This is a genomic window from Algoriphagus lacus, from assembly GCF_003583985.1.
GTDB lineage: Bacteria > Bacteroidota > Bacteroidia > Cytophagales > Cyclobacteriaceae > Algoriphagus > Algoriphagus lacus.
Genome location: NZ_QXML01000012.1, coordinates 26,542 through 51,453 on the forward strand (window position 1 = coordinate 26,542; position 24,912 = coordinate 51,453).

Below are 24,912 nucleotides of genomic sequence, written 5' to 3' on the forward strand. Positions count from 1 at the left end.
TTAGTTGAAAGCAATGACTATCGAAAAACTCAAACAAGCACTGCCCAGTCTAACAGACCCCAAACTTTTGCAGGCCATTTTAGATAAGGGGCAAGTGATGAATCTGGAATCGGGGAAAGTTTTACTCGAGCCAGGCCAGTTTATCAAAGCGGTTCCATTAGTCATCGAAGGCTCGATCAAGATCATGAGAATGGACGACGAGGGAAAGGAACTGTTCCTATATTATTTGGATCCTGGAGAAACCTGTGCCTTATCCCTTACCTGTTGTTCTGCTTCTCGTCCAAGTGAAATCAAAGCAGTGGTGGAGGAAAAAGCAACAATTGTATTTATCCCAGTTCAAATTCATGAGCAGTGGTCTGATGAATTCAAACAATGGAAGGACTTTGTTTCCAGTACTTATCAAATGCGGTTTCAGGAGATGCTGGTGGCTCTGGATGCGGTGGCATTTAAGCGGATGGATGAACGGCTCATGCGCTACATCGTGACCAAAATGAAGCAGCACAAATCAAACGAACTTCATACTACCCACCAGGAAATAGCCAATGAGCTGGGCACTTCCCGAGAGGTGGTTTCAAGACTTCTCAAAACCTTGGAAAAGAAAAAATGGATTGAGCTCGGTCGTAATGTGATTTACATCCGGGATGATTTTGAAGAGTTGATCAGTAAGTGATCACAGGATGATCAAAAGCGGAACCTCTGTGTGATAAGCCATTTCGAAAGAATGGCTTTTTTTGAAAATGCTCTCCATCAGGCCGCGGTGGTGGTGGCACATTCCCAAAATCATGTGCTGGTGCTCCTCAAGGAAACCATCCAATCCCTCCGATGCGGTTTCACCATAGTAGGTGTAGAATCTCACCGGGAGGTGAGGAAACTTGTTTTGGATGTATTTTTCCAACCCCAAGACTGCAAGGTCCTCCTTAAACCCATCAGTAGTTTGAACATGCAGAAATTCCAGGTATAGATTCAAAAGCTGGGATAATGCGACCACTTTGTCAATTGATTCGGGTTCATGATTCGCAAATTCCAGAGCCAAGGTAATCCGTTGCAATTGGTTGATTTGGGTAGATTCAGGAACCACCAGTACGGGGCAGTTTGCTTCTTTTAACAGGTTAACCGCCGTACTGCCGAAAAGTGTCTTTTTGATCCCTGTAGCTCCTCGTGTTCCCATAATGATCAAGGTAGCTTCCCGCTCTTTGGCAATCCGCGCAATGCTTATTGATGCTGTCCCTTCGTGGATTTCATGGTCAAACTTCACCCCTGAGTTGCTGTATTTAGCCTCAAGTTCTTTAATCAACTTAGCGCTTTCCTTGTGCAAAGAGTCGAGCGCTACTGCGGCTTGGGAAGCAAAATCATAAACCAATTCAATTATATGGACAATGGTAATTTCAGTTTTTCCCTTTTCAGATAATAGAATTGCCAACTCAAGTGCTTTGATGGAATTGTCTGAGAAATCTATTGGAACGATGATTTTCATGATTCAGAGGCTTTTAGGAAAAATAGATTATCTCACCGAGAAAAAACAGGATAAAAGTCACCTTGACTATAATTTAATGTCAATGTAGAAAAGATCAGAATTAGCTTCATTCGAGCTTGCTGCCGTAATTGTAACAATTGTCACCGCATTAGGGCATGGCTTGATCCTACTTTTGCAGCAGAATTAATTATAGAAAAATATGGACATCACTATCCTTATAGGTTTTGCTGCTGCGATTTTGATCGGTGTGAGTTTGGGACTCATCGGAGGAGGAGGATCTATTTTGACTGTACCGGTGTTGGTTTACATTCTTGGTGTTGATCCCGTTTTGGCTACTGCTTATTCTTTGTTTGTGGTAGGATCCACTTCCTTGGTTGGTGCTGGAACCTACATGAAAAAAGGGCTGGTCAACTACAAGACCGCCTTAGTCTTTTCCATTCCATCATTTATAGCTGTTTTCCTGACTCGTAAATATATGGTGCCTGCATTTCCTGATCCGCTATTTAGCGTTGGCGAAATCGCAGTTTCCAAAAGTGTGGGAATCATGGTCTTCTTTGCCCTAATTATGTTGGCGGCCTCGATTTCGATGATTACAGGAAAGAAGTGTAAAGACTGCGACGAAAACGAAGAAATCAAATTTAACTTCCCGATGATTGCTTTGGAAGGATCTGTGGTAGGTGTAATCACAGGTATAGTCGGTGCCGGAGGAGGATTTTTGATTATTCCTGCCTTGGTATTGCTCGCCAGACTTCCGATGAAAATGGCTGTTGGTACCTCACTTTTGATTATTGCCGCTAAATCCCTGATTGGATTCCTGGGAGATGTTTCTACTCAAACTATTGACTGGCAGATGCTGTTAATCTTTACCGGATTATCCATCGTGGGTATCTTCATTGGTAGTGCTCTTTCCAAAAAAATAAATGAAAAGGCCCTAAAAACCGGATTTGGATGGTTTGTCCTCTTGATGGGTATCTATATTATCGGGAAAGAATTAACAGCCTTGTAAACTATGGTACAGGAATATTTCAAAATTTTCATCGACGGCTATTACGGGTACTGGAATTACCTCACTTCGGAAATTCTATACCCATCCTGGCACAATTACTTTTGGTGGTTAGTCGGGTTGTCGGTAGTCGTCTGGATGCTTGAAATTATTTTTCCCTGGAGAAAAAACCAGCCAGCTATCCGTGAGGATTTCTGGTTGGATGGCTTTTACATGTTCTTTAATTTCTTTCTCTTTTCCCTGATAGTATACAATTCGGTTTCCAATGTTGCCGTGGAAGCGTTCAATGATTTCCTAGGATGGTTTGGGATCGAAAATTTAGTTGCAATTCAAGTGGGCAGCTGGCCAGTATGGTCGCAGTTTCTGCTAATGTTCCTGATTGCGGATTTTATCCAATGGAATGTTCACCGCTGGTTGCACCACAGTCCTTGGCTCTGGGAGTTTCACAAAGTCCATCATTCGGTGGAGCAAATGGGTTTCGCAGCACACCTTCGCTATCACTGGATGGAGACGATTGTGTACAAATCGGTTCAGTATATTCCATTGGCCATGATTGGATTTGGATTGGATGATTTCTTTATCCTGCATATTGTGACGATTGCGATTGGTCACCTCAACCACGCCAATGTCAAGATCACTTATGGCCCTCTTAAATACCTTCTGAACAATCCGGTCATGCACCTTTGGCACCATGCCAAGTATCTTCCTGAGGGAAGTCATGGAGTCAATTATGGAATTTCACTGAGCCTTTGGGATTATCTTTTTGGCACGGCCTATATCCCTAACGAAAACGAAAATGAACCACTCGGCTTTGACCATATCGAGGAGTTTCCAAAAACCTTTTGGTCGCAAATCACCTATCCATGGAACAAAAAGAAGTAAAGCGTACAGGCCTGTTCAATAACTGGGGGACTGTCATTATCCTGTGTGCTTCACTTGGGCTGGCTCCGTTTGTTCCCGAACCACATATTTGGGGGAAACTCAAATGGGTAGCCGGAGGTGCAGTAGGTATGAAGCTAATGGATTGGGGGGATTTGGTTTTTCATGGCCTTCCTTGGGTTTTGGTCATCCGTCTTGGGTTTATTGAACTCAAAAACCGCATGAAACCCCAAACTTCCAAAGTCCTCAAGTGACTTTTATTACTGATCGGAAGAGGTTTAGGACGGTAAATTTGTCAAAAAAATAAAACAACCATGTTCAACTTCTTTAGCACCAAACCAAAAAACTACGAAGACATTCCTGCAGGTCCTTTTCATGACCTTATGCTTCAACCGGACACCGTGATCATTGATGTTAGAACGGCCGGAGAATTTTCCGGAGGAAAAATCAGAGGAGCCAGAAACATCGATATCATGTCTTCCAATTTTGTGAACCAGGTAAAAAACCTACCTAAAGACAAGACCTACCTCGTGTATTGCAGAAGTGGCAACCGGAGTGGCCAAGCTTGTGAAATCATGGCTGACTTGGGTTTTGAAAAGTTAAAAAATTTGTCGGGAGGCATCATGAGATGGCCTTTTGAAACAGTATAATCATAGGTAATTTTTGGGTTTAGGTTAATCATGAAAGGCCGGACAATAAATTGTCCGGTTTTTTTTGTGCCTTCTAAATCCAAAAAGCAGAACCGTATCGTATGTCTGTCAAAATCAATTTTTAACATCAGAAAATCGAGCAGATGGATGATTATCAACCTGGCGAGATTTCTACAAGTAGCTTCTGGACTGACCGTAAAAACAATTTTAACCACATGAAAAAGGGAAAAATAAACTCGTTAGGCATTGCCTTGATTTTGTCGGCAATGGCATTGGTTTCTTGTCAGGATGACAATGCGCCAAAGGTAATCAACCCAGGAAATCCTCCTATGGTAAATCTTACCGCATTGGGAGAGGATAATCAGCTGTTTTTCTTTGAGGATGGGGATATTAATTTCCCTGCCGAAACGAAAACACTCACGGGTTTAGGTTCGGGTGAAAGCATTATTTCCATCGATTACCGACCTGCCACGGGCCAACTATATGGACTGAGTTCTGCCAGTAGATTGTATCTGATCAATGAAAACTCCGGAGTGGCTACGCCACTCGGTGGTGGGCCTTTCACTCCTTCTATTGATGGGATGGGAGCTTCCATCGATTTTAATCCAACTGTCGATCGAATTCGGCTGGTCTCCCAAACTGGTCAAAATCTCAGACTTCATCCCGAAACAGGTGCTGTAGTAGCTGTGGACGGAACTATCAAGGGGGGGACAAATCCAAAAATCTCAGGAGTTGCTTACACAAACAGTGTCTCCGGTGCTACTTCCACAGTTTTGTATGACATTGATATTGAGGAAGACATCCTTTACATGCAAGTTCCGCCAAATGAAGGTGGATTACAGGAGGTAGGAAGTTTAGGTGAGGATTTTGACGGTGCCACTGATTTTGACATCAATCCGGATAACAGCATCGCATTGGCAGTGAGTCGGACTGTCAACCAATCCAGATTATTTCTCATAGACCTATCTTCCGGGAATGCAACTTGGGTTGGAAGATTCAAACAAGATATTGTCAGCATTGCATTTAAGACTAATCCGATTGCCTATGCTGCTGATGCGACGGGAAAGTTGTATCGATTTAATCCCGAGAATCCGCAGCCTTCTATGGTCGACTTTCAGGGGCTTAAAATGGGAGAGCAAATCTTGGGACTTGACTTTAGGCCAGCAAAAGGTCAATTACTAGCCATATCAAACAAAAGTCAACTTTACGTTGTGAATCCTTCCAATGGGATGCTTACTGCCATCGGAAATCAATTGATGTCTATGGTTGAAGGTGAAATGGTTGGGTTTGACTTCAATCCTACAGTAGATCGTATCAGATTGGTTACCAATACTGGTCAGAACCTTAGACTTCACCCTGATCTTGGGACCGTGGCAGCTACAGATGGCAGGTTAAATCCGGGATCTCCAATGGTTTCAGGTGCAGCGTATACTAATAATTTTGCTGGTAGTACAACTACCACACTGTTTGTCATCGACCATGCTACAGGAATGCTTTATACACAAGCCCCGCCAAATGACGGAGTATTGGTTCCGGTTGGACCGATTGGTGTATCGGTGACTGGTCAGAATGGATTTGATATCGGAGGGAATTCTGACAATGCCTTTGCAGTCTTTACAATAGGAAGTTCATCTGGAGTTTATAAGATCAACCTGGTGTCTGGGGCTGCCACAAAAGTTTCTGACTTGAATTTTACACCAGTAGCGATGGCACTTGGACTTGGGTTTTAAATAGGATTTTGGGTTTGTGGAAGTTTAAAAGCCTGGTCTATGATCAGGCTTTTTATCTTTTGGATATTTTGTTGAGTGCAATTCCGCGCTGCATCCGTGAGTGAAAAACAGTCATCTCTTCCGGGCTTTTTTGTGCGTGTTTGGTAGCCCGACCTTGGACTCTTGCACGCCACATTTTGAACGAACTGCGCTTCATGTGTCGACGCATTATTTCAATGGTTTCTCCTTCGCTGATCCCAAATTGTGCCTTGATCGCATCAAAAGGAGTTCGGTCTTCCCAAGCCATTTCGATGATCCGATCGATTTCCAACTCAGTCAATTCCTTGATTTTTTCCATGATTGAAAAACTTTAAAGCGTGGCTAAAGTTTGAATCAGGTGCAGAAAATTTCCATTGTTTGGTTGAAACGGGACTTGAGGCTGAGTGATCATCAGCCATTGGCTGAAGCTATCCGAGCCGGCTTTCCGGTTTTAATGCTGTATTGTTTTGAGCCATCTCTGACTTCCGCACCACAAAGTGATGACCGGCATTGGAGGTTTGTATGGGAAAGCTTGGAGGATATGCAGAACCGGTTGAAAGTACGAGAAACCTCAGTGGCAATTTTCCATGCTGAGGTGAAGGATGTCTTTCAGCAGCTTACTGCCAACTTCCAAATCAATGCAGTCTATTCCCACATTGAAACTGGGATTCAGCTTACCTATAATAGGGACAAGGAACTTTCCCTTTTTTTCAGGGAAAATGAAATTTCTTGGTTTGAATATGCCCAACAGGGAGTTGCTCGGGGACTCAAAAACAGAAGTCGATGGAGAAATTCCTGGTTTGGTTTTGCCAAATCACCCCTTCAAAACCCAGATTGGAAAAAGGCAAGATTTATTCAGCTTTCAGAATCCTTCTGGAAAGGATTTCCTCAAAAAGAAATTCCTGAAGGATGGAAAATTCCAAATCCATCCATGCAGCCGGGAGGTGAATCAAAAGGAAGGTTGTACCTCAGGAGCTTTTTGGAAGAGCGGGTGAAAAACTATAGCCGTCATATCAGCAAGCCCGAACTCAGTAGAAAAGGCTGCAGCCGTATTTCTCCTTATCTAGCTTGGGGCTGTATTTCACTTAGGGAAGTCTATCAAAGCTCAGAACAAAAGTCAAAATCCGGATTCCAGGCTCGAAACTTCGCCAATTTTCAATCCCGGCTTCGCTGGCATTGCCATTTCATCCAGAAGTTTGAAATGGAAAGCAGAATGGAATTTGAACCCATCAATCGGGGATTTTTGAAAATGGAATATCCGGAGCGAAAAGACTGGATTCATGCCTGGGAGAACGGACAAACCGGTTACCCTTTAGTGGATGCCTGTATGCGCTGTCTTAGGGAGACCGGATACCTCAATTTCAGAATGCGAGCCATGGTGGTTTCCTTTTTGACTCATCATTTGAACCAAGATTGGAAAAGTGGGGCGGATTTTTTGGCAAGGATGTTTCTGGACTTTGAGCCGGGCATTCATTATCCTCAGCTCCAGATGCAGGCGGGTGTCACGGGGATTAACACCATTCGCATTTACAATCCGCTAAAGCAATCACAGGATCATGATCCTCAAGGGGTTTTTATCCGAAAATGGGTTCCTGAATTAGCTAAACTACCTGATGCTTTGATCCATACTCCTTGGGAATTAACTATGATGGAGCAGATGAGTATGGAGTTTTATTTGGGTAAAGACTACCCGTTCCCCATTGTTCCCTTGGAAAAAGCCGCTGCAGAAGCCAGGGACAGGATTTGGGCTGCACAAAAAGATCCTGAAATAGTCATAGAGGCAGATCGAATACTGGCGAAACACAAGCTGTCCAATCGCATGGTTTAAGCAAAATTGAACTTTACCCAATGATTGCCTATCAAAAGGATTTTCAGCCAGGCGAGAATGGCAAACTAGCCTTTGAAAACTATCTTATGAACACATGAAAAAAGAACATTTACCCGAAAAGATGTGCCCAGTATGCAACCGCCCCTTTTCCTGGAGAAAAAAATGGGAGAAGAACTGGGATGAAGTTAAGTACTGCTCTGACCGATGCAGGGGAGAAGCCAAAAAACTTCAAAAATCTCAACGATAAGCTCCAATGTAGAAGCCCAGCCAAATCAATAGGGGAAGGAAATAGGCTATAAGAACCACCAAGGTACTTTCTTCAATGCTTCTTCTGCTGATCGAATGAAAACCCAAAACCCAAAGGGCTCCGTATATCAACTCGAAAATATTCAGTACCGATAGCGGATAAAGGTACTTTTCTTCCACATTTTCATGACCGACCAGCCACAATGCAGAAAGCGGTTCAAAATTTTGAATATCCAGGTAGGTGACACTCCCCGAAGGATTCATATAAATCAACAATCGAAGGAGTTCAGGGAAAATAAAAACGACTTCAGCCACCAAAGCAAACTTCCAAAGTTCTTTGAAATTGGCCTTGTACCCGATCATCAGCCCGATAGACCAAAATAGGAAGGCGGTAACTGTGAATTTCCAAAGCAGTGCAAAAGGAGTCCATAAGTAATTCAGGGTATTGAATATGTGAAAAAACATCAGCCCTCCTTGCTTTTCCAAATTCTCATAATCCGGGATGGATTCAAGGATCAACGTGTTCGTTAAAAACCTGATGACCAGGAAAATGATGACCAGAGTAAAAAAATAAAGCCTCTTGTCGAAATCAATCAACTCCTGTAGACGTTGTGCAAGTGGTGAAGCGGGTTTAGCCATTTCCGGTTGTTAATGTGACCAAATCTAAACGATTGTTTGGATTTCGCCGTAGTTTTGCAGACGAAACGAAAAGAAAGTAATGATTAAGCGAATTTGGGTTTTAGTGTGGGGCATTTGGTTGATGTTAAGTTCAGTTCAAGTATTTGGACAGGCTGGGGACCCTGTTTATCCACCCAAAAATTCCGATTACCTGTTGCTTGACAAAGGATTGCAATACCGGATTACCAAGTCAATCAACAGCATGTACAACTTTGATTTCCCAACGGCTGAGCGTGATTTTGCGGTAATCATGTATCAATACCCCGATCATCCTCTTCCGGATTTTCTCATGGCTTTGGGATATTGGTGGAGAATCGAACTGGACGTGACCAATACCCGATACGATGATATTTTTATTCAATATCTGGATCGGGCCAATGAAAAAGCCGAGGAAATGTTTGATGAAAATCCCAAAAACAAGGAAGCTGCATTCTTTTTAGCAGCCGGTTATGGGTTTATGGGAAGATTGTACAGCGAACGGAAAAGTTGGACAAAGGCTGCGTGGGCAGGGCGAAATGCACTCAAATACATGGATTTGAGTAGAGGAGAGGCTGAGTTTAACCCGGAGCTTTTGCTTGGGGACGCGTTGTTCAATTACTTTTCGGTTTGGATTCCGGAAAATTACCCCTTGTTGAAACCAGTCATGGCACTTTTTCCCAAGGGAAACAAGCAACTTGGATTGCAGCAACTCGAGACAGTTGCATCCAATGCATTTTATACTCGGGTAGAAGCCCAATACTTTCTTTTCCGATTGTATGCTTCAGAAGAAAAGAGACCCTATGATGCGTTAAGGATTTCAGAATATCTGCATTCCAAATTTCCAAACAATCCTTATTTCCACAGATCCTATGCGAGACATTTATATACTGTTGGCAGGTGGACAGAGGCAGTGGAACAATCCTATGAAATCCTTAATCGAATTGATAACAAGCAGTATGGCTACGAATCCAACAGTGGTAGGTATGCTGCATTTTATGTCGCTGAATATCACTACCGAGTGGGAGACCGAGCTGAAGCAAAAAAATATTACCTCAAGACTGTAGCATACGGTGAGGAATCAGAGTCACAGGAAAGTGGATACTATTTGCATGCATTGATTCAGCTTGGAAAAATTGAAACTGCTGCAAAAAACAAGGCTCAAGCAAAGAAATATTTTGACCGGGTGAAGAAATATGCAAAGCGAAATCACCCTGCCCATAAGGAGGCTAGAGATTTTATCAAAAAGAATAAACTTTAATCAAATTTCATTCGTTTGAGATTTTCATAACAGGAGATAATTTGAATTTTTTTCTGGGCTTGGATGATTTTAGTAGGAATCTTTGCCCAAATCCTGTAAATGATTAACAATATTTTGATTTCCACTCATCAAAAAGAGTCAAATCGATTTAAAACATTCATCATTTATATTAAATTTGCACAACAGAAAATTTTGTAAAGACCAGATAATATGGACAATAGCGTTAGAATTAAATTCGATAAAATAGATCGTAGGATACTCGAAATCCTACAAGCAAACGCAAAAATCACCAATGCCCAGTTGTCCAAAGACATTGGACTTTCTCCTGCACCTACTTTGGAGCGAGTTAAGAAATTGGAGCAATCCGGAATCATTAAAAGCTACCACGCCAAGCTTGATCCTGAGAAAATTGGATTGGGCGTGAGCACCTTTGTGTTGGTCAGCCTGATCGGACATAACAAGGGTAATATTGATGCCTTCATGAAGGAAATCAACGAGATTCAGGAAGTGATTGAATGTCACCACATCACTGGAACAGGTGACTTTATCCTTAAGATCATTGCAAAGGATATCACCGCTTATCAAAAATTGATGCTTGAAAAGGTGTCGGAAATCAAGGAAGTTGATTCCATGCAGTCCATGGTGATTCTTTCTACCTTTAAGGACTCAAAAGTGCTACCTATTCCTGCTTAAGCAGGCTTTTGATATAAAATTCAGGGTGGCTCTGCCGCCCTTTTTTTTTGAAAAAATATGACTGACAATCCCTGGAAAACTTTAAAAATTACTCCGGTTTACGATAATCCCTGGATTAGACTGGAGCAACACGATATTATCAATCCCGCCGGAAAGCCGGGAATTTATGGGAAAGTCCACTTCAAAAACAGGGCGATGGCCATCATCCCGATTGACAGTGAAGGTAACACTTGGTTGATCGGTCAATATCGGTATCCTTTGGATGTGTATTCCTGGGAGATTCCCATGGGTGGAGGTCCAATTGGAATGGATCTGCTGGAATCAGCTAAAAGAGAACTCAAGGAGGAGACCGGACTTTTCGCTGAGAAATGGACAGAAATTATGAAGATCCATACTTCAAATTCTGTCACTGACGAACTGGCGATCCTATATCTTGCAGAGGAATTAACTCAAGGAGAAACGGAGTTCGAAGAGACTGAAGTTCTTCAAATCAAAAAACTTCCTTTTCCAGAAGCTTTGGATATGGTCATGTCCGGAGAAATCACAGACAGTATCAGTGTGGCGGGAATTCTCAAAGCCGCTCGAATTTTAGGATATTAATTCCATGACGCTTAAAAATCATCTAAATACCACTTTTCATTTGGCCTACCCGGTCATGCTTAGTCAACTTGGACAGGTTTCCGTTGGCGTTGCTGACAGTATGATGGTAGGAAGGCTTGGAGCCTTGCCTTTGGCTGCCGCTTCTTTAGGCAACAGTATATTTTTTGTAATCATGATGTTTGGAATAGGAATTTCGATGGGAATAACGCCACTGGTTTCAGTTGCGGATGGTAAGGAAAGGTCCAAGCGGATTTCCAGGCTTTTTAGTCATGGGCTTTGGATTAATATTGGGACCAGCGTGATTTTAACCATGATAGTTTTGGGTTTGTCACAAGGCCTGCATTACCTCAATCAGCCCGAAGAAGTTGTCATTCTGGCTATTCCGTATCTGTTGATTATCACAGCATCCTTGCTGCCCCTGATGGTCTTTCAGACTTTCAAACAGATGGCGGAAGGTTTATCCCAAACCAAGCAGGCGATGTACATCACCATTTTTGCCAATCTGGTCAATGTATTTCTCAACTGGGTGCTGATTTGGGGAGTTTGGGGTTTTCCTGAGTTGGGTTTGAATGGGGCAGGATGGGCTACGCTCATTTCCAGGGTTTTGATGGCAGTGATGATGGGTGGATACATTCTGAGCTCTCCACGCTACAAGAAATATCATTTCAGACTTACACTTCCGAATGCGAGTTTTCCTATGATTTCGAAAATTCTCAAAATCGGAATTCCAACCGGTTTTCAGTTCATTTTTGAAGTTTCTGCCTTCAGTACTGCTGCGATTATGATGGGTTGGATTGGGGTAAATGCACTCGCCGGACATCAGATTGCCCTGAATTTGGCTTCCATTTCCTATATGATGGCGACCGGTTTGGCTACAGCCGGAATGATCCGGGTCAGTAATCAAATCGGAAAAGGCAACATGAAGGCCATGCGGGAAGCCGGCATGGTCGTTTTTGGGATGGTGATTGCCTTCATGTTTGCCTGTGCGCTGCTGTTTTTCACCTTCAGATATTTCCTTCCTACGCTTTATATAGATGATCCTGAAGTGATCGCTTTATCAGCTTCCTTATTGATCATTGCCGGACTTTTCCAGTTGTCAGATGGTGTTCAAGTTGTTGGACTTGGGGTTTTGAGAGGGATGGAAGATGTAAAAGTGCCCACCATTGTCACGTTGATGGCCTATTGGGTGCTAGGTCTGCCTTTGGGTTATGTGTTGGCATTTGAGTTTGGCATGGCTGAAAAAGGAATTTGGTATGGTTTGCTGATTGGCTTGAGCATTACTGCGGTGATGTTGTTTTATCGTTTTCATCAATTGAGCAAACGAAAGCTTGCCGAAAAGCCTGCCGCTCCAATTCAGCCATCGATTTCCTAAAAAAGCTTCTCTGACTTTTCCGACGAAAAGCTATCTTGGGATCTAATCCAATCAGATTCCAATGAAGCAGCTTTTACTTCTCGTGTTGGTGGCAATGACCACGTTTTCTTCCTTTTCCCAGCAACCTGCCGTGCTTTCCCAGCGTGAGCAAGCTGAAGTAATTGATTCCTGGCTCGAGGACCGAATCCAGAACCTTTTGCCATCGCTGATGACCGAGACGGGAATTGATATGTGGATTGTCATGTCCCGAGAATACAATGAAGATCCTGTCATACGAACGCTTCTTCCTGCAACCTGGCATGCGGCACGGAGGAGAACAATTTTGGTGATGTATCAGCCACAACCCAATGCCAAAGTTGAAACTTATGCGATTGCCCGGTACGATGTGGGGAAATCCTTCAAAAAGGCCTGGGACCCGGAAGCACAGCCAGATCAGTGGAAGGCTTTGATGGATATTGTTTCAGCTAAAAATCCCAAGAAAATAGGACTCAACTTTGCCAAGGATTATGGACATGCGGATGGATTGACCCATTTTGACTTTGAAGAGTTTATGAAAAATCTTCCCGAAGCTCATAAGGGCAAAGTGGCCTCTGCCCAAACTTTGGCGGTGAGATGGTTGGAAACCCGGACAGCTGCCGAAATGGCTTCGTATAAGCATATTCAGGAACTGGCTCATTACATCATCGCAGAGGGACTTTCCGACCGAGTGATCACTCCTGGAGTGACGACCACGGAGGATGTTGTTTGGTTTTATAGGGAAAAAATCAAGGAAATGAAACTCGATACTTGGTTTCATCCCACGGTGGACATCCAACGTCCAGACCCTAATTCTAATGAAGCAAGCCGATCTTTTGCAGTTCGCCCAAATGAACAAGTTATCATGCCGGGTGATTTGCTTCACATTGATTTTGGAATCACTTATTTGAGATTGAATACGGATACCCAAGAATTAGCCTATGTGCTGAAGGCTGGGGAAACAGAGGTTCCAAAGTATCTCCAAGATGCTTTGGCAATAGGAAACCGACTCCAAGATATCTTGACCTCCAACTATGTGGCAGGCCGAACAGGAAATGAAATTCTGCGTGAATCCCGAAAGCAAATGGAAGCTGAGGGAATCCGAGGCAGCATTTACACGCATCCGCTTGGCTATTACGGGCATTCAGCAGGGCCTACCATTGGTATGTGGGATAACCAAGGCATCACTTCTGGAGCTGGAGATTTTCCGCTTCATGCAAATACGGGCTATGCAATCGAGCTCAATGCCGTGGTTTTTGTTAAGGAGTGGAATAAGGATGTTCGGGTGATGTTAGAGGAGGGCGCCTTTTTCGACGGAAAAAAAGTCACCTATTACAATGGTCGTCAAAAGTCTATTTTGGCTATTCCCCGAGTGAGTAATTACTTGGGTTATTGATTGGGTAGGAAGGTTTTTCGATCCCTTTTGATGAAAATCAGAATAAGAAAAGCTATAAAGGCTACCAAGCCAGAGGATAGAAAGACCAGTCGGAAATTTTCAGGATTGTTTGCATAAAGCCATCCTGAAATTACCGCGCCGACACCGATTCCACTTTCTAGGAAAATGTACATAGTTGCCAAAGCTCTTCCACGGAACTTATCCAAGGAGCGGTCCACTACCCATGCGGTGGTGGTTGGGCTATACATGCCTACAGCTGCTCCGAAAAGGATGCCTGAGCTGAGCAGGACGACTTTGCTTTCTGCAAAAGCCACCGAAACCATTGCCAACATCATGCATACCACTGCGGCTCTTAGCACGACCACTCGCCCGTATCGATCAGATGTCCTTCCGGCAATAAGGCGAATACCTAAGGAAGAAAGCGTGAAAACCGCGAAAAACAGTCCTTTATTTTTGATTCCCAGATAGGTGGAAAAATCCGGGATGATCGTCAAGACTACTCCAAAAGAAAACACCGAAAGAAAAAGGATAATGGATGGTAATAGAACCCGTTTTTCGATGATCTCATGACGATCAAGTTTGAAAAGGCCAAGGCGCAGCGGTTCTTTTTCCTGCAGGGTTTCCTTCAGTCTAAGCAAAATCAGAATGGAGAAAATAGCCGTGAAGGCTGCACAATAGAACACCGTATTGATTGACCAAATACTGGCAATCCAGCCACCAACTGCAGGACCTGCTGCCATACCCAAAGAGCCAAAAAGCGATTGGATTCCCATAGCTTCTCCCCGTTTTTGGAAAGGGACAATATCCGCAACATAAGCCGATGCACCAGTCGGAGTGAAGCCAGCCGAAAACCCATGCGCAAACCTCAGAAAAAGAAACCCTGATACAAACGTCAGAAGCGGATAAAGTAACCCCACCACAAAACAGACACTCGCTCCAACCATCATCACTGGAATCCGGCCGATTTTGTCTGCAAGTTTTCCGCTGAAAGGCCTGGAAAGTCCTGCAGAAAGAGTGAAGAGTGCAATAATCAATCCTTTGTAGTCCTCACCTCCCAATGAACTGAGGTAAGCCGGAAGCTCAGGAATGATCATGTTGAAGGAGGAGAAAAACAGAAACGAGCTCATGCAGAGCAGAAAAAAATCCAGCGTAAAAAAAGAGGGGAGTAGGCGCATTGGAAAATACTAATTGGAATACAAAAGGCCGGAGAATACTTCCGGCCTGTTTGATTAATCTTTGTTGGCTTCTTCTTCGCTTTGGGCAAGTAAGAATGCTTTCATGAAACCGTTTAGATCTCCATCGAGCACCCCCTGGGCGTCAGAGGTCTCAAATCCTGTTCGGTTGTCTTTCACCAGTTTATATGGGTGAAGAACGTAGTTTCGGATTTGTGAGCCAAAGTCTACTCGGAGCTTTGAGGATTCGATTTTTGCGATTTCGGCATTCCGTTTTTCCAGTTCCATCTGGTAGAGACGGGATTTCAACATCTGCATCGCCTTTTCCCGGTTGGCAAGCTGGGAGCGCTCCACTTGGCAAACTACCACGATTCCGGTTGGCTTGTGAGTCAACTGAACCTTGGTCTCTACCTTGTTAACGTTTTGACCACCCGCACCACCTGATCGGGATGTGTGTAGTTCTACGTCTGCGGGATTGATCTCAATTTCGATTGAGTCATCGACTTCAGGATAGGCATAGACGGAGGCAAATGAAGTGTGTCTTCTTCCTCCTGAATCAAAAGGAGAGATTCTAACCAGACGGTGTACCCCGGTTTCTGATTTCAGGAATCCATAAGCAAGCGGTCCTTCAAATTCCAGCGTGGCAGATTTGATTCCCGCTACTTCGCCAGGCTGAACGTCTACCTCTTTTACCTTGTAGCCGTTTTTCTCCCCCCACATAATGTACATACGCATCAGAATGGATGCCCAGTCGTTGCTCTCTGTCCCTCCGGCACCCGGATTGATTTCCAACACGGCGTTTAGCTGGTCTTCCTCAGCGGATAGCATCTTCTTAAGCTCAAGCTCCTCCACAGCCTCTTTGGCTTTGAGGTAGTCGGCTTTTAGTTCTTCCTCGGTTACCTCACCGGCACTGTAGAATTCATACAGCACTTCAAGGTCCTGGATTTTTTGATCCAGATTTTCAAAGGAAGTCGTCCAGCCTTTTCGGGCTTGGATTTGTTTCATGGTTTTTTCGGCTTCTTCCGGGTTATTCCAGAAGTCTGCCTGGGCCGAAACAGCCTCAAAGTCTTGGATTTCTACTTTCTTACGATCGTAGTCAAAGATACCTCCTCAAAGCCGAAGTGCGGGCTTTCAAGTCTTTCAGTTGTTCTGAAGTCATCTGTCTAGGTGAAAATTTAGGCTGCAAAAGTCAGGAAAAATATCCGTTTTTGCCAGTAAACTTCGATTAATCCATTCGCATCAGGATGATTTGTATCCCGTTTCTCCCTTCGTTTTTAAAGGTTTTGTAGCGTAAAGGTAAAAGTGCAAGACCTGTTCCGATCAATATTCCTGAAGTGATGGCCACACCATCATCGATTCGGAGTTCATCCTGTTGATACAGGCTGTTGACTGCTTCTACGGTCAAAAGAATTCCCCCTGCTCCCAAGAATAGTGCTGTAAGATTGCTCAATGTTCTGTTTCTGGGATCTTTATGCCTGACATCAATTTCCAAAATGTCGGCTGGACTTAGGATGTTTTCCTCCAGATAAATGAATTCAGTATCCAAATTGATGATCTTGTCTGTAATGAAATATCCCAGTTTTTTGCTTTTGTAGGTGATTTCCTCACCCGGATAAAATCTTATTTGAGTTTTTTGATTGCTACCTCTTTTGAGAAGAATGAAATCTTTGGATTGGGCATTTGTTTCCCAAAATGCCATAAGAAAAAGCAGAACAGTAAGGATAAACTTCATAATTGGAAAGTAACAAAAAACGGGAAGTAGCCTTCCCGTTGTCTCTTAGATTTTTACGATCCAGCCTCTTGTGTCAGCAATTTCACCGTATTTGATACCGTCCAGTTCGTTAAGGACTTTGGTGGAAAAAGCATCAGAAGGATTTTCCGGAAGAATATAATCCATGCCGTTCACATTGATTTTTGCGATATGAGCGATGGTAGCGGCTGTCCCTGTTCCAAAAGCCTCTCTCAAAGTTCCTTTTTCCAGTGCCTCCTGAAGTTCAGCCACGGTCAGGAATCGCTCTTCCAAAGGCATGCCCCAGTCCTTTGCAAGACGGATTACCGAATCACGGGTGATGCCTTTCAGGATAGTACCGGTATGGGTGGGTGCAGTGATCAATGTGCCGTTGATGTCAAACATCACGTTCATCGTGCCGCTTTCCTCGATTTTACTGTGGGATTTTCCGTCAGTCCAAAGCAACTGATCATATCCGGCTTTCTGAGCCTGAAGTGCAGGGTAAAGCGAAGCAGCATAGTTGCCGGCAGTCTTTGCAGCACCGGTTCCACCTTCTGTCGCTCGGGTGAAATTGGTTTCTACTTTAACATTGACCGGCTTGCTGTAGTAGGCTCCTACAGGGCAGGTGAAAATGATGAATTTATAGGTTTCGGAAGGTTTTACTCCGATGTAATTGTCTGTGGCAAACATGAAGGGACGGATATACAAACTTGAACCTTTTCCAGACGGCACCCAGTTTCTGTCCAAATCCAACAATTGAAGGAGTCCTTCCATGAAGATTTCTTCAGGAATTTCCGGCATACACATTCTGGCAGCAGATTCATTCATTCGTTGGGCATTGGCATCGCCACGGAAAACCAAAATTTCCCCCTTCTCATTTTTGTAGGCTTTCATACCCTCAAAAATCGACTGTCCATAATGCAGGGCCGCATTGGCAGGGTGAAGATCCAAAACACCGTAAGGTTCAATTCGGAGGTCAGTCCATTCTCCATTTTTATAATCTGCCACAAACATGTGGTCAGAAATTGTTTTCCCAAACACCAAGTTTGAAAAGTCTATTTCAGGAAGTCGGGACTTGGAGGTTTTTTGAACCGGGATAGCAAGTGAGGTCTTCATACTCGTTGATTTTGCAGGCAGATAGCCTTGGTTTTTTACTTATTTATTGAGCCAATTCTTCAGGCTTTGGCTTTGGGTGATCCTTCGTTCAATTTACCAAAAATCCCCGCCTATTTTAATCTCGGTTTCCAGGTTACTTCTTCGACTTCAAGTTCCCGGGCCATTTTTCGGCCTAATACAAACAGGTAGTCTGAAAGACGATTCAGATATTGAATCACTAGATCGGATACTGGTTCAAAGGATGCAAGTTCTACCACAATTCGCTCTGCACGTCGGCAGACTGTTCTTGCCAAATGGCAAAAAGAAACCGATTGGTGACCACCGGGAAGAATAAATGCAGTTAGCATAGGGAGTTGGGCATCCATCAGATCCATTTCCTGCTCCAAAGCTTCCACATCTTCGGCGTGAAGATCAGGCTTTTTGACTTTGTCTTTTCCGGGTACAGTTGCCAAATCTGCTCCAACCGTAAACAGACGGTCTTGGATTTCTTTCAGAAAATCAGCTCGCTTTGCGTTAACCTCCTGATCTCTGAGCAGACCTAGGTAGGAATTTAATTCGTCAATGGTGCCATAGGCATCAATCCGAAGATCGGATTTGGGAACCCGCATTCCCCCAAGAAGTGATGTAATTCCCTGATCTCCTGTTTTGGTATAGATTTTCATTCTGCCTCGGTCTTTCAGTGGCAAAAATAAGAATCTATTTCAATTTCTTGGGAGGAAATCAAGCGTGCACGGCAACGCCTCGGGTAGGATTTGGATTGACTTTGTCGGATTCCACCAATCCATCTCTCAGTCTGATGATTCGATGAGCATAATGTGCGATATCATCTTCGTGTGTTACCATGATGATGGTATTTCCTTTGGCATGGAGTTCATGAAACAATTCCATGATATCGTGGGAAGTTTTGGAGTCCAAGTTACCGGTAGGTTCATCGGCCAAAATGATACTTGGATTGTTGACCAAGGCTCTGGCAATCGCGACACGCTGACGTTGACCACCCGAAAGTTCATTTGGGCGGTGTTTGGTCCGATCTCCTAAGCCCACGTTTGACAGCGCCTGAAAGGCCATCTCCTCGCGATCAGATCTGCTAAATCCAGCATAGACTAATGGCAAAGCCACGTTATCCAAGCAGCTGGCTCTTGGAAGAAGGTTGAAAGTCTGGAAGACAAAGCCGATTTCTTTGTTTCGGATTTCTGCCAGTTCATTTTCACTCATGTCACTGACATCCTTTCCAGCCAAAATATAAGTACCGGAAGTAGGAGAGTCCAAGCAACCGATAATATTCATCAGGGTGGACTTACCTGATCCTGAAGGACCCATGAAGGCTACATATTCGCCACGATCTACGGTAATACTGACGGACTTGAGGGCTTGGATGATTTCGGAGCCCATTTTGTAGGTTTTATTGATTTCGTGGGTTTCAATGACTCTGCTCATGGTAGAAAATTTCGTTTAAGATAGTGGTTTAGCTTTTAAATTTTGGAAGTCTAATGTGTCAAAATACGTGAAAAATGCTCAATAGTTAACTCCCTGCAATAATTCTATTTCATCCCAGGTAAGCCAAGTACTCATCTCCTGAAGTGCGGCAGTGGCATAGTTGTCCAGTCCTATTCGTCGGGCAGCCTGAACTTTTCTGATCCAAAGCATTGGGTCTTTGTTGAACTCACTGGCAGAATTCAGAAGTTCATACTGTGCCAAAGGATCCTGCAGCCGTTCGGCAGCACTGAGAATCAGCGGCGTGCGATAAGGATTTGCTGAAAGTTCATCCCCAATCTGAAAGAATTCCATGAATGAAGTTAGGGAGGCTTGGTCAGCCCAATTAGGATTTTGGAGGAAAGCCATCAGTTTTTCCTCATTTTCCACTTTTCCTTTGAGGTAATTCCCGATTTCATTCAATTGAAACTTGGTGAGGCCATGGGCTTTTCTTTCCAAAAGCAGCAGCGAAAGATTGGTTTTCCATTCGGCAGAGGAAAGAGCTTTCCATTGATCAAACAGTTTTTCGGGAGTGGTTTGATTGAATTTTGAAATCAAAATCAAAAACTCATCCGAAGCAGCAGTTCCGGGAACCTGGTATTTCTCCCGTAATTCGGCTGCTTTTTCGCTAAATCCTCCCAACTCCAAAATCGTAAGGTGGTAAGGTCTGAAGGCCTTAAATCCTTTTTCTTCAGCGGCGATAATGTCCTTGGAGGCTTTTTCAAAATCGATGTTTTGAGCTAAAATTCCCGCAGTCAGGTTCAGGTAGTAGCCCGCATCCCCTGGATTTCTGAAAGCCAAGCCGTTCAGATTTTTAACCGATTCACTTACCCTTCCTGCCGCCAAACTTCGGATGGAAGCAGTTTCCTGAACCTGCATCAAATAGTCCAGAAAATCCTCTCTTTTGCTGATTGAATCAATCCAAGCTATATCCTCAGAGGTATTAGTGAAGCTTTTTATGGAAAAGAGATTTCGGATTCCGGCATGGATCAGCATTGGTGAAGCCTCCTTTTCAAGCGCATTTCGGAGATTTTTCAAATCTTCCGGATTGCTGGGTTCTGCTAGGAAATTTTCACGGGCCAGATTATTAATTCTGGTGATCAATTCATTTCCCGATTCAGTTTTCTCCTGTTCCTTTTGGAGTTTGCTTTGAAGCGCGATCAAATTTGAAGCAAGGACCGGATGAGCAGTTTGATTTTCAGTCAAAAGCCTAAACGCATCTTCAGGTTTCTGGATTTTCACATAAATCAGCGCAAGATTATTGACCAAATAGGGATTTCCAGGAAACCTTTTCAGTCCATTTTCCAAATAGAAAACTGCCTCAAAAGGTTTGTTTTCCCGGATCATTCGAGAGCTGAGTAAAAGAATATTGTCAACCTGAGGCACTTCGGCTAAGCTTTCATCCAAGTGATCCTTTGCAAGTGTAGGCTGATTGAGCTCAAAAAGAAGCTGTGCAGTGGCATTTTTAGCCTTTGGATTTCTACGAAAAGCAGTCCATGAATTTTCATATAGGATGCTGGCCTCCAGTTTTTTTCCGGTTTGGTAGTAATAATCAGCCAGGATATTGGTCGTCAAGGAATTAGACTGTGCGGCCAAGATGGCATCCATGTAAATGGTGACCACCAAAATCGTAATCATTCCTCCGATCCGAAGATGGTAATACGGAAGGGAGAATGGTTTGTAAAGGATTTTGTCAACCGATTTACCCGAGTCCATTACGGAAAGGAAATTGCTCATCAGGTAAACAATGAAAAAGAGCGAAAATCCAAACTGGGAATAAAGAATCAGGTGTTTTAAAAATTCCTCAGCTGCCTGATTTTGGGAGATGTCCAACTTCCAGATGACCCAAAATGTAGCTGAAAATCCAAGTAAATAAAGGGCTTTCAGATAGGGTGGTTCAGCGGCGATATCCGTAACCTGACCCAATTTTTCAGAAGTGGAAAACCAACCCAAAATCCCAATTGGAAGTATCAAATAAAGCGGGGAAAAGATTGGGAAAGGAAGATTCACCTCACCCTTGATATCCAAAAGCAGGAAAATCAAGGTCAAAATATACAGCGCGGAAACCCCGATGATTTGCCAGGATATTTTTACACTAAGGTTTTGATTGGCCCTAGCCAACAGGACATAAATCCCTGAAATCAATCCGTGGCCTTGCCAGAATATCCAAGATACGGCCATTCCTAAGCCTATAATCAGACTTTGCTCAGCGAGATAAAGGGCGGGATTGTCGATCGAACTGAGCTTAATCAAGGTAACTAGGGCAGTTCCCGAAGTCAGAAAAACACTAAACCATCTTAGCAAAAATGAAGCATCCGGTTTCCAGACATGGAAATAGATCACGGGTAAAATGGTGCCTGATATCAGAATGATTAATGGCGTACTAGAACTTGGGGTGCCGATGTTCAAACCATTGGAGTTGGCAAGAGTCAGGAGAATAATCCAGCCAGCTCCCGCTCCAAGAAATGGGATTTTCTTGAATGTACTGAAAAGCGCCAAAGCGGAAACCGATATCAAAAACACAATTCCTCCGAAGAGGTAACTTTCTGTCAATGTAAATGCCGGAGGAAGGGAATGAAACTCCTGAAAAACCAGAAAATTATCCACCTGGATTGGAAAAGACAGGGTTCCAAGATTTACCCAGTCTAGAGGAATGGCAACAGTATCCAGAAATGCTGCAGGAGCAATGTTTGGGTAATATGGAGATCCAAAAATGATGGAATAGAACGCAAAAAAAACTCCCGTCACTAAGAGCAGGAGGGCCAGAATTTTTGCAAATGAATTCGGAAGGGAAGTATTGTTCAGCATTCTTATTCCAAAACCTTCGGTACGCGGAAGTAGTCAGAATCTCTTTTTGGGGCATTTTTCAAAGCCGACTCATGGTCAAGGTGCTGACCTACTTTGTCTTCCCGCATGACATTGACTTCGGATGACATCGTGGTCAGAGGCTCAACGTTGCTGGTGTCAATTTCATTCAATTGCTCCACCCAGTCCAGAATCTGAGACATGTCTTTGGACATCTTCTCAGCGGAATTTTCATCAAATTCCAATCTCGCCAGGTGAGCGATTTTTTTGATTGCTGCTTTATCTATTTTCATTTGTGGTGAATTCTAAGTTGGATTTATTCCGTTGTCCAGATAGAGCTGTTTTTGAATGACTTCAAAGCATTTTTCTTTAAGACTTTCGTCCGAATCAAAGTCCCTTGGGTCCAAAGCTTCATGAAGGACCATCTTTGCCTGTCTTTTATGGAGTAGCAACTGACTGTCGTCGGGCAAAATTAGATGATTAAAGGACAATGTGACTGGTATGATCGGGATTTGTTTCTCCATCGAAAGCCGGAAAGCCCCGTTTTTGAAATGGACCATCTTGGGAGGGTTTTGGGTGTAGATTCCTCCTTCCGGAAAAAGCACAATTCCGCTGCCCCGGTCCAGGGCCTCTCCAGCCCTTTTCATCGTTTCGGCTCGGCTTTTTACCCGTTCACGATCCACAGCGATATGGAGTTTTTTGAAGTAGTATCCGAAAAGCGGAGCCTTTCGGATAGAAGCTTTTCCCACGAAAAGCACATCCCCGGGAATAAATCCCATCATGGCCACATCCAAATAACTGAAGTGATTGGCCAGATAGATGTAGGGTTTTCCTTTTTTGATATTCCCTTTCTGGTCAATTTTGACAGGTAAAAAAATTAAAGAAAAGTATACCCTGGCCCAGTATCGATTGATTTTACGGCCATATTTTTTCCAACCCGGCATCCAGATGCAGACTAAAATAAAGGGGAAAATCAGTAGGAAGGTCAGGATAAAAACCACCGCTGCATAGATTGAGTGTAGTCTAGGCAGCAGCTTATTCATGGTTGATCATGTGGTTTGCAACTTTGATAAAATAGCCCATCATCAATTCCTTGGCATTGGGATCAAGGTTGAGTTTGTTGAGTGCAGTCAACATGGCATTCAGCCAATGATCACGCATGCCTGCATCAATCTGCCAATCAAAATGTCGCATTCTCAGCCTGGGATGACCTCGCTCTTCCGAATAAGTTTGTGGACCGCCGAAAACTTGGAGCAAAAACAGGAAAAGTCTTCGCTCTGCGGGAGCCAGATCCTCAGGATAAAGTTTTCTCAAAGGTTGATTTTGAGAAACTTCCTCATAAAAATGCCGGGTGAGTAATCGGATTTGATCTTCACCGATCAGTTCATAAATGGACTGAAATGGGTTCATGACGCAAACTTATAAAAATCCCTAACTTTCACTCCTCCCATTTTTTTACTTTGAGGGAGGTTCCTTCGGTGGAAATGACAATGATTTTTTCACCTTGATCTATGAAATCCCCTCGGGAATAGGCATCATAGATTTCTCCGTCGATTTCTATCTTTCCGCTTGGTCTGAGCCTCGAATGCACTGTTCCTTTTTTACCTAAAAGATCTTGGGAATAAAAACTGGATGTGTACCCTTCACTGCGATCTTGGGTAGTCGCTAAAGTGATGTGGCTAAAGGCCCCCCATTTATTAATCTTTGGGGTCAACCAAAACACAAGACCCACCGAGCCTAAAGCCGCCAAAATCACGGTCAATAAGGCGCCGAATAGCTGGGAAGCGGGAACAAAGTCAAAGTTAAAATCCTGGTTGGGGATCATTCCCAAAACCAAGCCGCCGAGTATAAAGACGATTCCTAAAATTCCGAAAATCCCAAAACCAGGGATTACAAACAGTTCGACCGCCAAGAGGATAATCCCGACAAAGAAGACCAAGACTTCCCAATTTTCAGCTAGTCCGTTAAGGTAATAAGGGATGAAATAAAGCAAGGTGGCAATTATCGCGGCCAAAAGCGGAAAGCCTACACCCGGTGTCTGAAGCTCGAAATATATTCCCCCGATGATGATTAAGATTAACACCCCGCTGATGGCAGGATTCAGGAAAAAGCCGATGATTTTGTCTATTGTATCCTCTTCATAGGTGATAACTTCAACGTTTTCCAGGTTTTGGGCTTTTAGGATTGCATCGATGGATTCATACTCTCCCTCGCAAAAGCCGTTTTTGATGGCTTCTGAAACCGAAAAAGTAATCACAGAACTCTCATCCGAAATTCCTTCAATCACGATTTTTTCATCCACCATTGCTTCGGCGATTTTTGGATCGCGACCGTTCGCTTCTGCGGTACTTCGCATCATGGACCTCATATAAGATTGATATTTGTCAGGTGCTACTGCCCCGTCTGTTCCATTCACTACAGTGGCTGCTCCGATACTCGAACCTGGTGCCATATAAATGCTGTCACAAGCGATGGAAATCAGTGCTCCTGCTGAAGCTGCATCCTTGTTGATAAATACATAGACAGGAATGTCAGATTCCAGGATCATGGTTCGTATTTCATCGGCATCGGTCACGGCCCCACCGTAGGTGTCCATTTCGATCATTATCAGACTCGATTCATTTTTCTTAGCTTCCTCCAAGGCAAGCTGAACCCGGCGGTTCATGGCAGGATCGATGTCAGCGTCTATTTTGAAGGTATAGATTTTGTTAATTTTTTCCTGTGCCAAAAGCGAAACAGGCAAAATTCCCAAAAGCAGGAGAAATGAAAACCAAAGTCGAACCATAGAAAATGAATTG

27 protein-coding genes are annotated in these 24,912 nt (G+C 43.6%); 13 read left to right on the plus strand and 14 right to left on the minus strand.

Features of this window, described 5'->3' with window-relative positions; translation table 11 throughout:
- The first annotated feature begins 13 nt into the window (after positions 1-13).
- Positions 14-670 carry a Crp/Fnr family transcriptional regulator gene (locus D0X99_RS18060; protein ID WP_119479268.1) on the plus strand — a complete coding sequence of 219 codons (657 nt, stop codon included), beginning with the start codon at positions 14-16 and terminating at the stop codon, positions 668-670.
- Here D0X99_RS18060 and D0X99_RS18065 read toward each other — a convergent pair whose 3' ends face one another.
- Complete coding sequence (locus D0X99_RS18065) at positions 671-1,474, minus strand: universal stress protein (protein WP_119479269.1); 804 nt, start codon at positions 1,472-1,474, stop codon at positions 671-673.
- Between the two features lie 199 nt (positions 1,475-1,673).
- Here D0X99_RS18065 and D0X99_RS18070 point away from each other — a divergent pair, with 199 nt between their 5' ends.
- From D0X99_RS18070 to D0X99_RS18090, 5 genes are all read left to right on the plus strand, one after another.
- Complete coding sequence (locus tag D0X99_RS18070) at positions 1,674-2,480, plus strand: sulfite exporter TauE/SafE family protein (protein WP_119479270.1); 807 nt, start codon at positions 1,674-1,676, stop codon at positions 2,478-2,480.
- A gap of 3 nt (positions 2,481-2,483) precedes the next feature.
- A complete protein-coding gene (locus D0X99_RS18075) occupies positions 2,484-3,359 on the plus strand; it encodes a sterol desaturase family protein (protein ID WP_119479271.1) in 876 nt (291 codons plus the stop codon).
- Positions 3,341-3,610, plus strand: coding sequence for a hypothetical protein (locus tag D0X99_RS18080; protein WP_119479272.1), 270 nt, complete (start codon positions 3,341-3,343; stop codon positions 3,608-3,610). Before D0X99_RS18075 ends, D0X99_RS18080 begins: the two co-directional genes overlap by 19 nt.
- Positions 3,611-3,670: 60 nt before the next feature.
- Positions 3,671-4,006 carry a rhodanese-like domain-containing protein gene (locus tag D0X99_RS18085; RefSeq protein WP_119479273.1) on the plus strand — a complete coding sequence of 112 codons (336 nt, stop codon included), beginning with the start codon at positions 3,671-3,673 and terminating at the stop codon, positions 4,004-4,006.
- 215 nt (positions 4,007-4,221) lie between these two features.
- Positions 4,222-5,736: a DUF4394 domain-containing protein gene (locus D0X99_RS18090; RefSeq protein WP_119479354.1), complete on the plus strand. Its 1,515-nt coding sequence runs from the start codon at positions 4,222-4,224 to the stop codon at positions 5,734-5,736.
- 52 nt (positions 5,737-5,788) lie between these two features.
- Here D0X99_RS18090 and D0X99_RS18095 read toward each other — a convergent pair whose 3' ends face one another.
- Complete coding sequence (locus tag D0X99_RS18095) at positions 5,789-6,073, minus strand: TIGR03643 family protein (protein WP_119479274.1); 285 nt, start codon at positions 6,071-6,073, stop codon at positions 5,789-5,791.
- Between the two features lie 39 nt (positions 6,074-6,112).
- Here D0X99_RS18095 and D0X99_RS18100 point away from each other — a divergent pair, with 39 nt between their 5' ends.
- Together D0X99_RS18100 and D0X99_RS18105 are read left to right on the plus strand one after the other, a co-directional pair.
- Positions 6,113-7,582 carry a cryptochrome/deoxyribodipyrimidine photo-lyase family protein gene (locus tag D0X99_RS18100; RefSeq protein WP_119479355.1) on the plus strand — a complete coding sequence of 490 codons (1,470 nt, stop codon included), beginning with the start codon at positions 6,113-6,115 and terminating at the stop codon, positions 7,580-7,582.
- Between the two features lie 94 nt (positions 7,583-7,676).
- Positions 7,677-7,829, plus strand: a complete 153-nt coding sequence (locus D0X99_RS18105; RefSeq protein ID WP_119479275.1) for a DUF2256 domain-containing protein — start codon at positions 7,677-7,679, stop codon at positions 7,827-7,829.
- Here the strand turns inward: D0X99_RS18105 and D0X99_RS18110 are convergent.
- Positions 7,820-8,467, minus strand: a complete 648-nt coding sequence (locus D0X99_RS18110; protein ID WP_119479276.1) for a sulfate ABC transporter permease — start codon at positions 8,465-8,467, stop codon at positions 7,820-7,822. The genes D0X99_RS18105 and D0X99_RS18110 overlap by 10 nt on opposite strands.
- Before the next feature lie 121 nt (positions 8,468-8,588).
- On the opposite strand from D0X99_RS18110, the gene D0X99_RS18115 reads away from it, so the two are divergent.
- From D0X99_RS18115 to D0X99_RS18135, 5 genes are all read left to right on the plus strand, one after another.
- Positions 8,589-9,743, plus strand: a complete 1,155-nt coding sequence (locus D0X99_RS18115) for a tol-pal system protein YbgF (protein ID WP_233553758.1) — start codon at positions 8,589-8,591, stop codon at positions 9,741-9,743.
- Positions 9,744-9,953: 210 nt separating this feature from the next.
- Positions 9,954-10,436, plus strand: a complete 483-nt coding sequence (locus tag D0X99_RS18120; RefSeq protein ID WP_119479278.1) for an Lrp/AsnC family transcriptional regulator — start codon at positions 9,954-9,956, stop codon at positions 10,434-10,436.
- Positions 10,437-10,493: 57 nt separating this feature from the next.
- Positions 10,494-11,036 carry an NUDIX domain-containing protein gene (locus tag D0X99_RS18125; RefSeq protein WP_119479279.1) on the plus strand — a complete coding sequence of 181 codons (543 nt, stop codon included), beginning with the start codon at positions 10,494-10,496 and terminating at the stop codon, positions 11,034-11,036.
- Positions 11,037-11,040: 4 nt separating this feature from the next.
- The gene (locus tag D0X99_RS18130; protein ID WP_119479280.1) at positions 11,041-12,408 is read left to right on the plus strand and encodes an MATE family efflux transporter; all 1,368 of its coding nucleotides are present in this window, start codon (positions 11,041-11,043) and stop codon (positions 12,406-12,408) included.
- A 61-nt stretch (positions 12,409-12,469) separates the two neighbouring features.
- A complete protein-coding gene (locus D0X99_RS18135; RefSeq protein WP_119479281.1) occupies positions 12,470-13,819 on the plus strand; it encodes a M24 family metallopeptidase in 1,350 nt (449 codons plus the stop codon).
- Here D0X99_RS18135 and D0X99_RS18140 read toward each other — a convergent pair.
- The 11 genes from D0X99_RS18140 to D0X99_RS18190 form a co-directional block, all read right to left on the minus strand.
- Positions 13,813-14,994: an MFS transporter gene (locus D0X99_RS18140; RefSeq protein WP_119479282.1), complete on the minus strand. Its 1,182-nt coding sequence runs from the start codon at positions 14,992-14,994 to the stop codon at positions 13,813-13,815. The genes D0X99_RS18135 and D0X99_RS18140 overlap by 7 nt on opposite strands.
- A gap of 54 nt (positions 14,995-15,048) precedes the next feature.
- A protein-coding gene (gene prfB, locus D0X99_RS18145; RefSeq protein WP_119479283.1) for a peptide chain release factor 2 occupies positions 15,049-16,150 on the minus strand; the annotation gives its coding sequence in 2 pieces (ribosomal slippage) (positions 15,049-16,089 and positions 16,091-16,150; 1,101 coding nt in all).
- A gap of 66 nt (positions 16,151-16,216) precedes the next feature.
- Complete coding sequence (locus D0X99_RS18150) at positions 16,217-16,723, minus strand: hypothetical protein (RefSeq protein WP_119479284.1); 507 nt, start codon at positions 16,721-16,723, stop codon at positions 16,217-16,219.
- Positions 16,724-16,768: 45 nt separating this feature from the next.
- On the minus strand, positions 16,769-17,836 hold the full coding sequence (locus D0X99_RS18155) for a branched-chain amino acid aminotransferase (protein WP_119479285.1): 1,068 nt from the start codon (positions 17,834-17,836) through the stop codon (positions 16,769-16,771).
- Positions 17,837-17,946: 110 nt separating this feature from the next.
- On the minus strand, positions 17,947-18,498 hold the full coding sequence (locus D0X99_RS18160) for a cob(I)yrinic acid a,c-diamide adenosyltransferase (protein ID WP_119479286.1): 552 nt from the start codon (positions 18,496-18,498) through the stop codon (positions 17,947-17,949).
- A 58-nt stretch (positions 18,499-18,556) separates the two neighbouring features.
- Positions 18,557-19,273 (minus strand): ABC transporter ATP-binding protein, encoded by a 717-nt coding sequence (locus tag D0X99_RS18165; protein WP_119479287.1) that lies wholly within the window; start codon positions 19,271-19,273, stop codon positions 18,557-18,559.
- Positions 19,274-19,351: 78 nt separating this feature from the next.
- A complete protein-coding gene (locus tag D0X99_RS18170) occupies positions 19,352-22,117 on the minus strand; it encodes a tetratricopeptide repeat protein (RefSeq protein ID WP_119479288.1) in 2,766 nt (921 codons plus the stop codon).
- Positions 22,118-22,119: 2 nt separating this feature from the next.
- On the minus strand, positions 22,120-22,407 hold the full coding sequence (gatC, locus tag D0X99_RS18175; protein ID WP_119479289.1) for an Asp-tRNA(Asn)/Glu-tRNA(Gln) amidotransferase subunit GatC: 288 nt from the start codon (positions 22,405-22,407) through the stop codon (positions 22,120-22,122).
- A 12-nt stretch (positions 22,408-22,419) separates the two neighbouring features.
- Positions 22,420-23,157 carry a lysophospholipid acyltransferase family protein gene (locus tag D0X99_RS18180; RefSeq protein ID WP_119479290.1) on the minus strand — a complete coding sequence of 246 codons (738 nt, stop codon included), beginning with the start codon at positions 23,155-23,157 and terminating at the stop codon, positions 22,420-22,422.
- Positions 23,150-23,524 (minus strand): globin domain-containing protein, encoded by a 375-nt coding sequence (locus tag D0X99_RS18185; protein ID WP_119479291.1) that lies wholly within the window; start codon positions 23,522-23,524, stop codon positions 23,150-23,152. Before D0X99_RS18185 ends, D0X99_RS18180 begins: the two co-directional genes overlap by 8 nt.
- A 28-nt stretch (positions 23,525-23,552) precedes the next feature.
- Positions 23,553-24,899, minus strand: a complete 1,347-nt coding sequence (locus tag D0X99_RS18190) for an NfeD family protein (protein ID WP_119479356.1) — start codon at positions 24,897-24,899, stop codon at positions 23,553-23,555.
- Between the last annotated feature and the right edge of the window lie 13 nt (positions 24,900-24,912).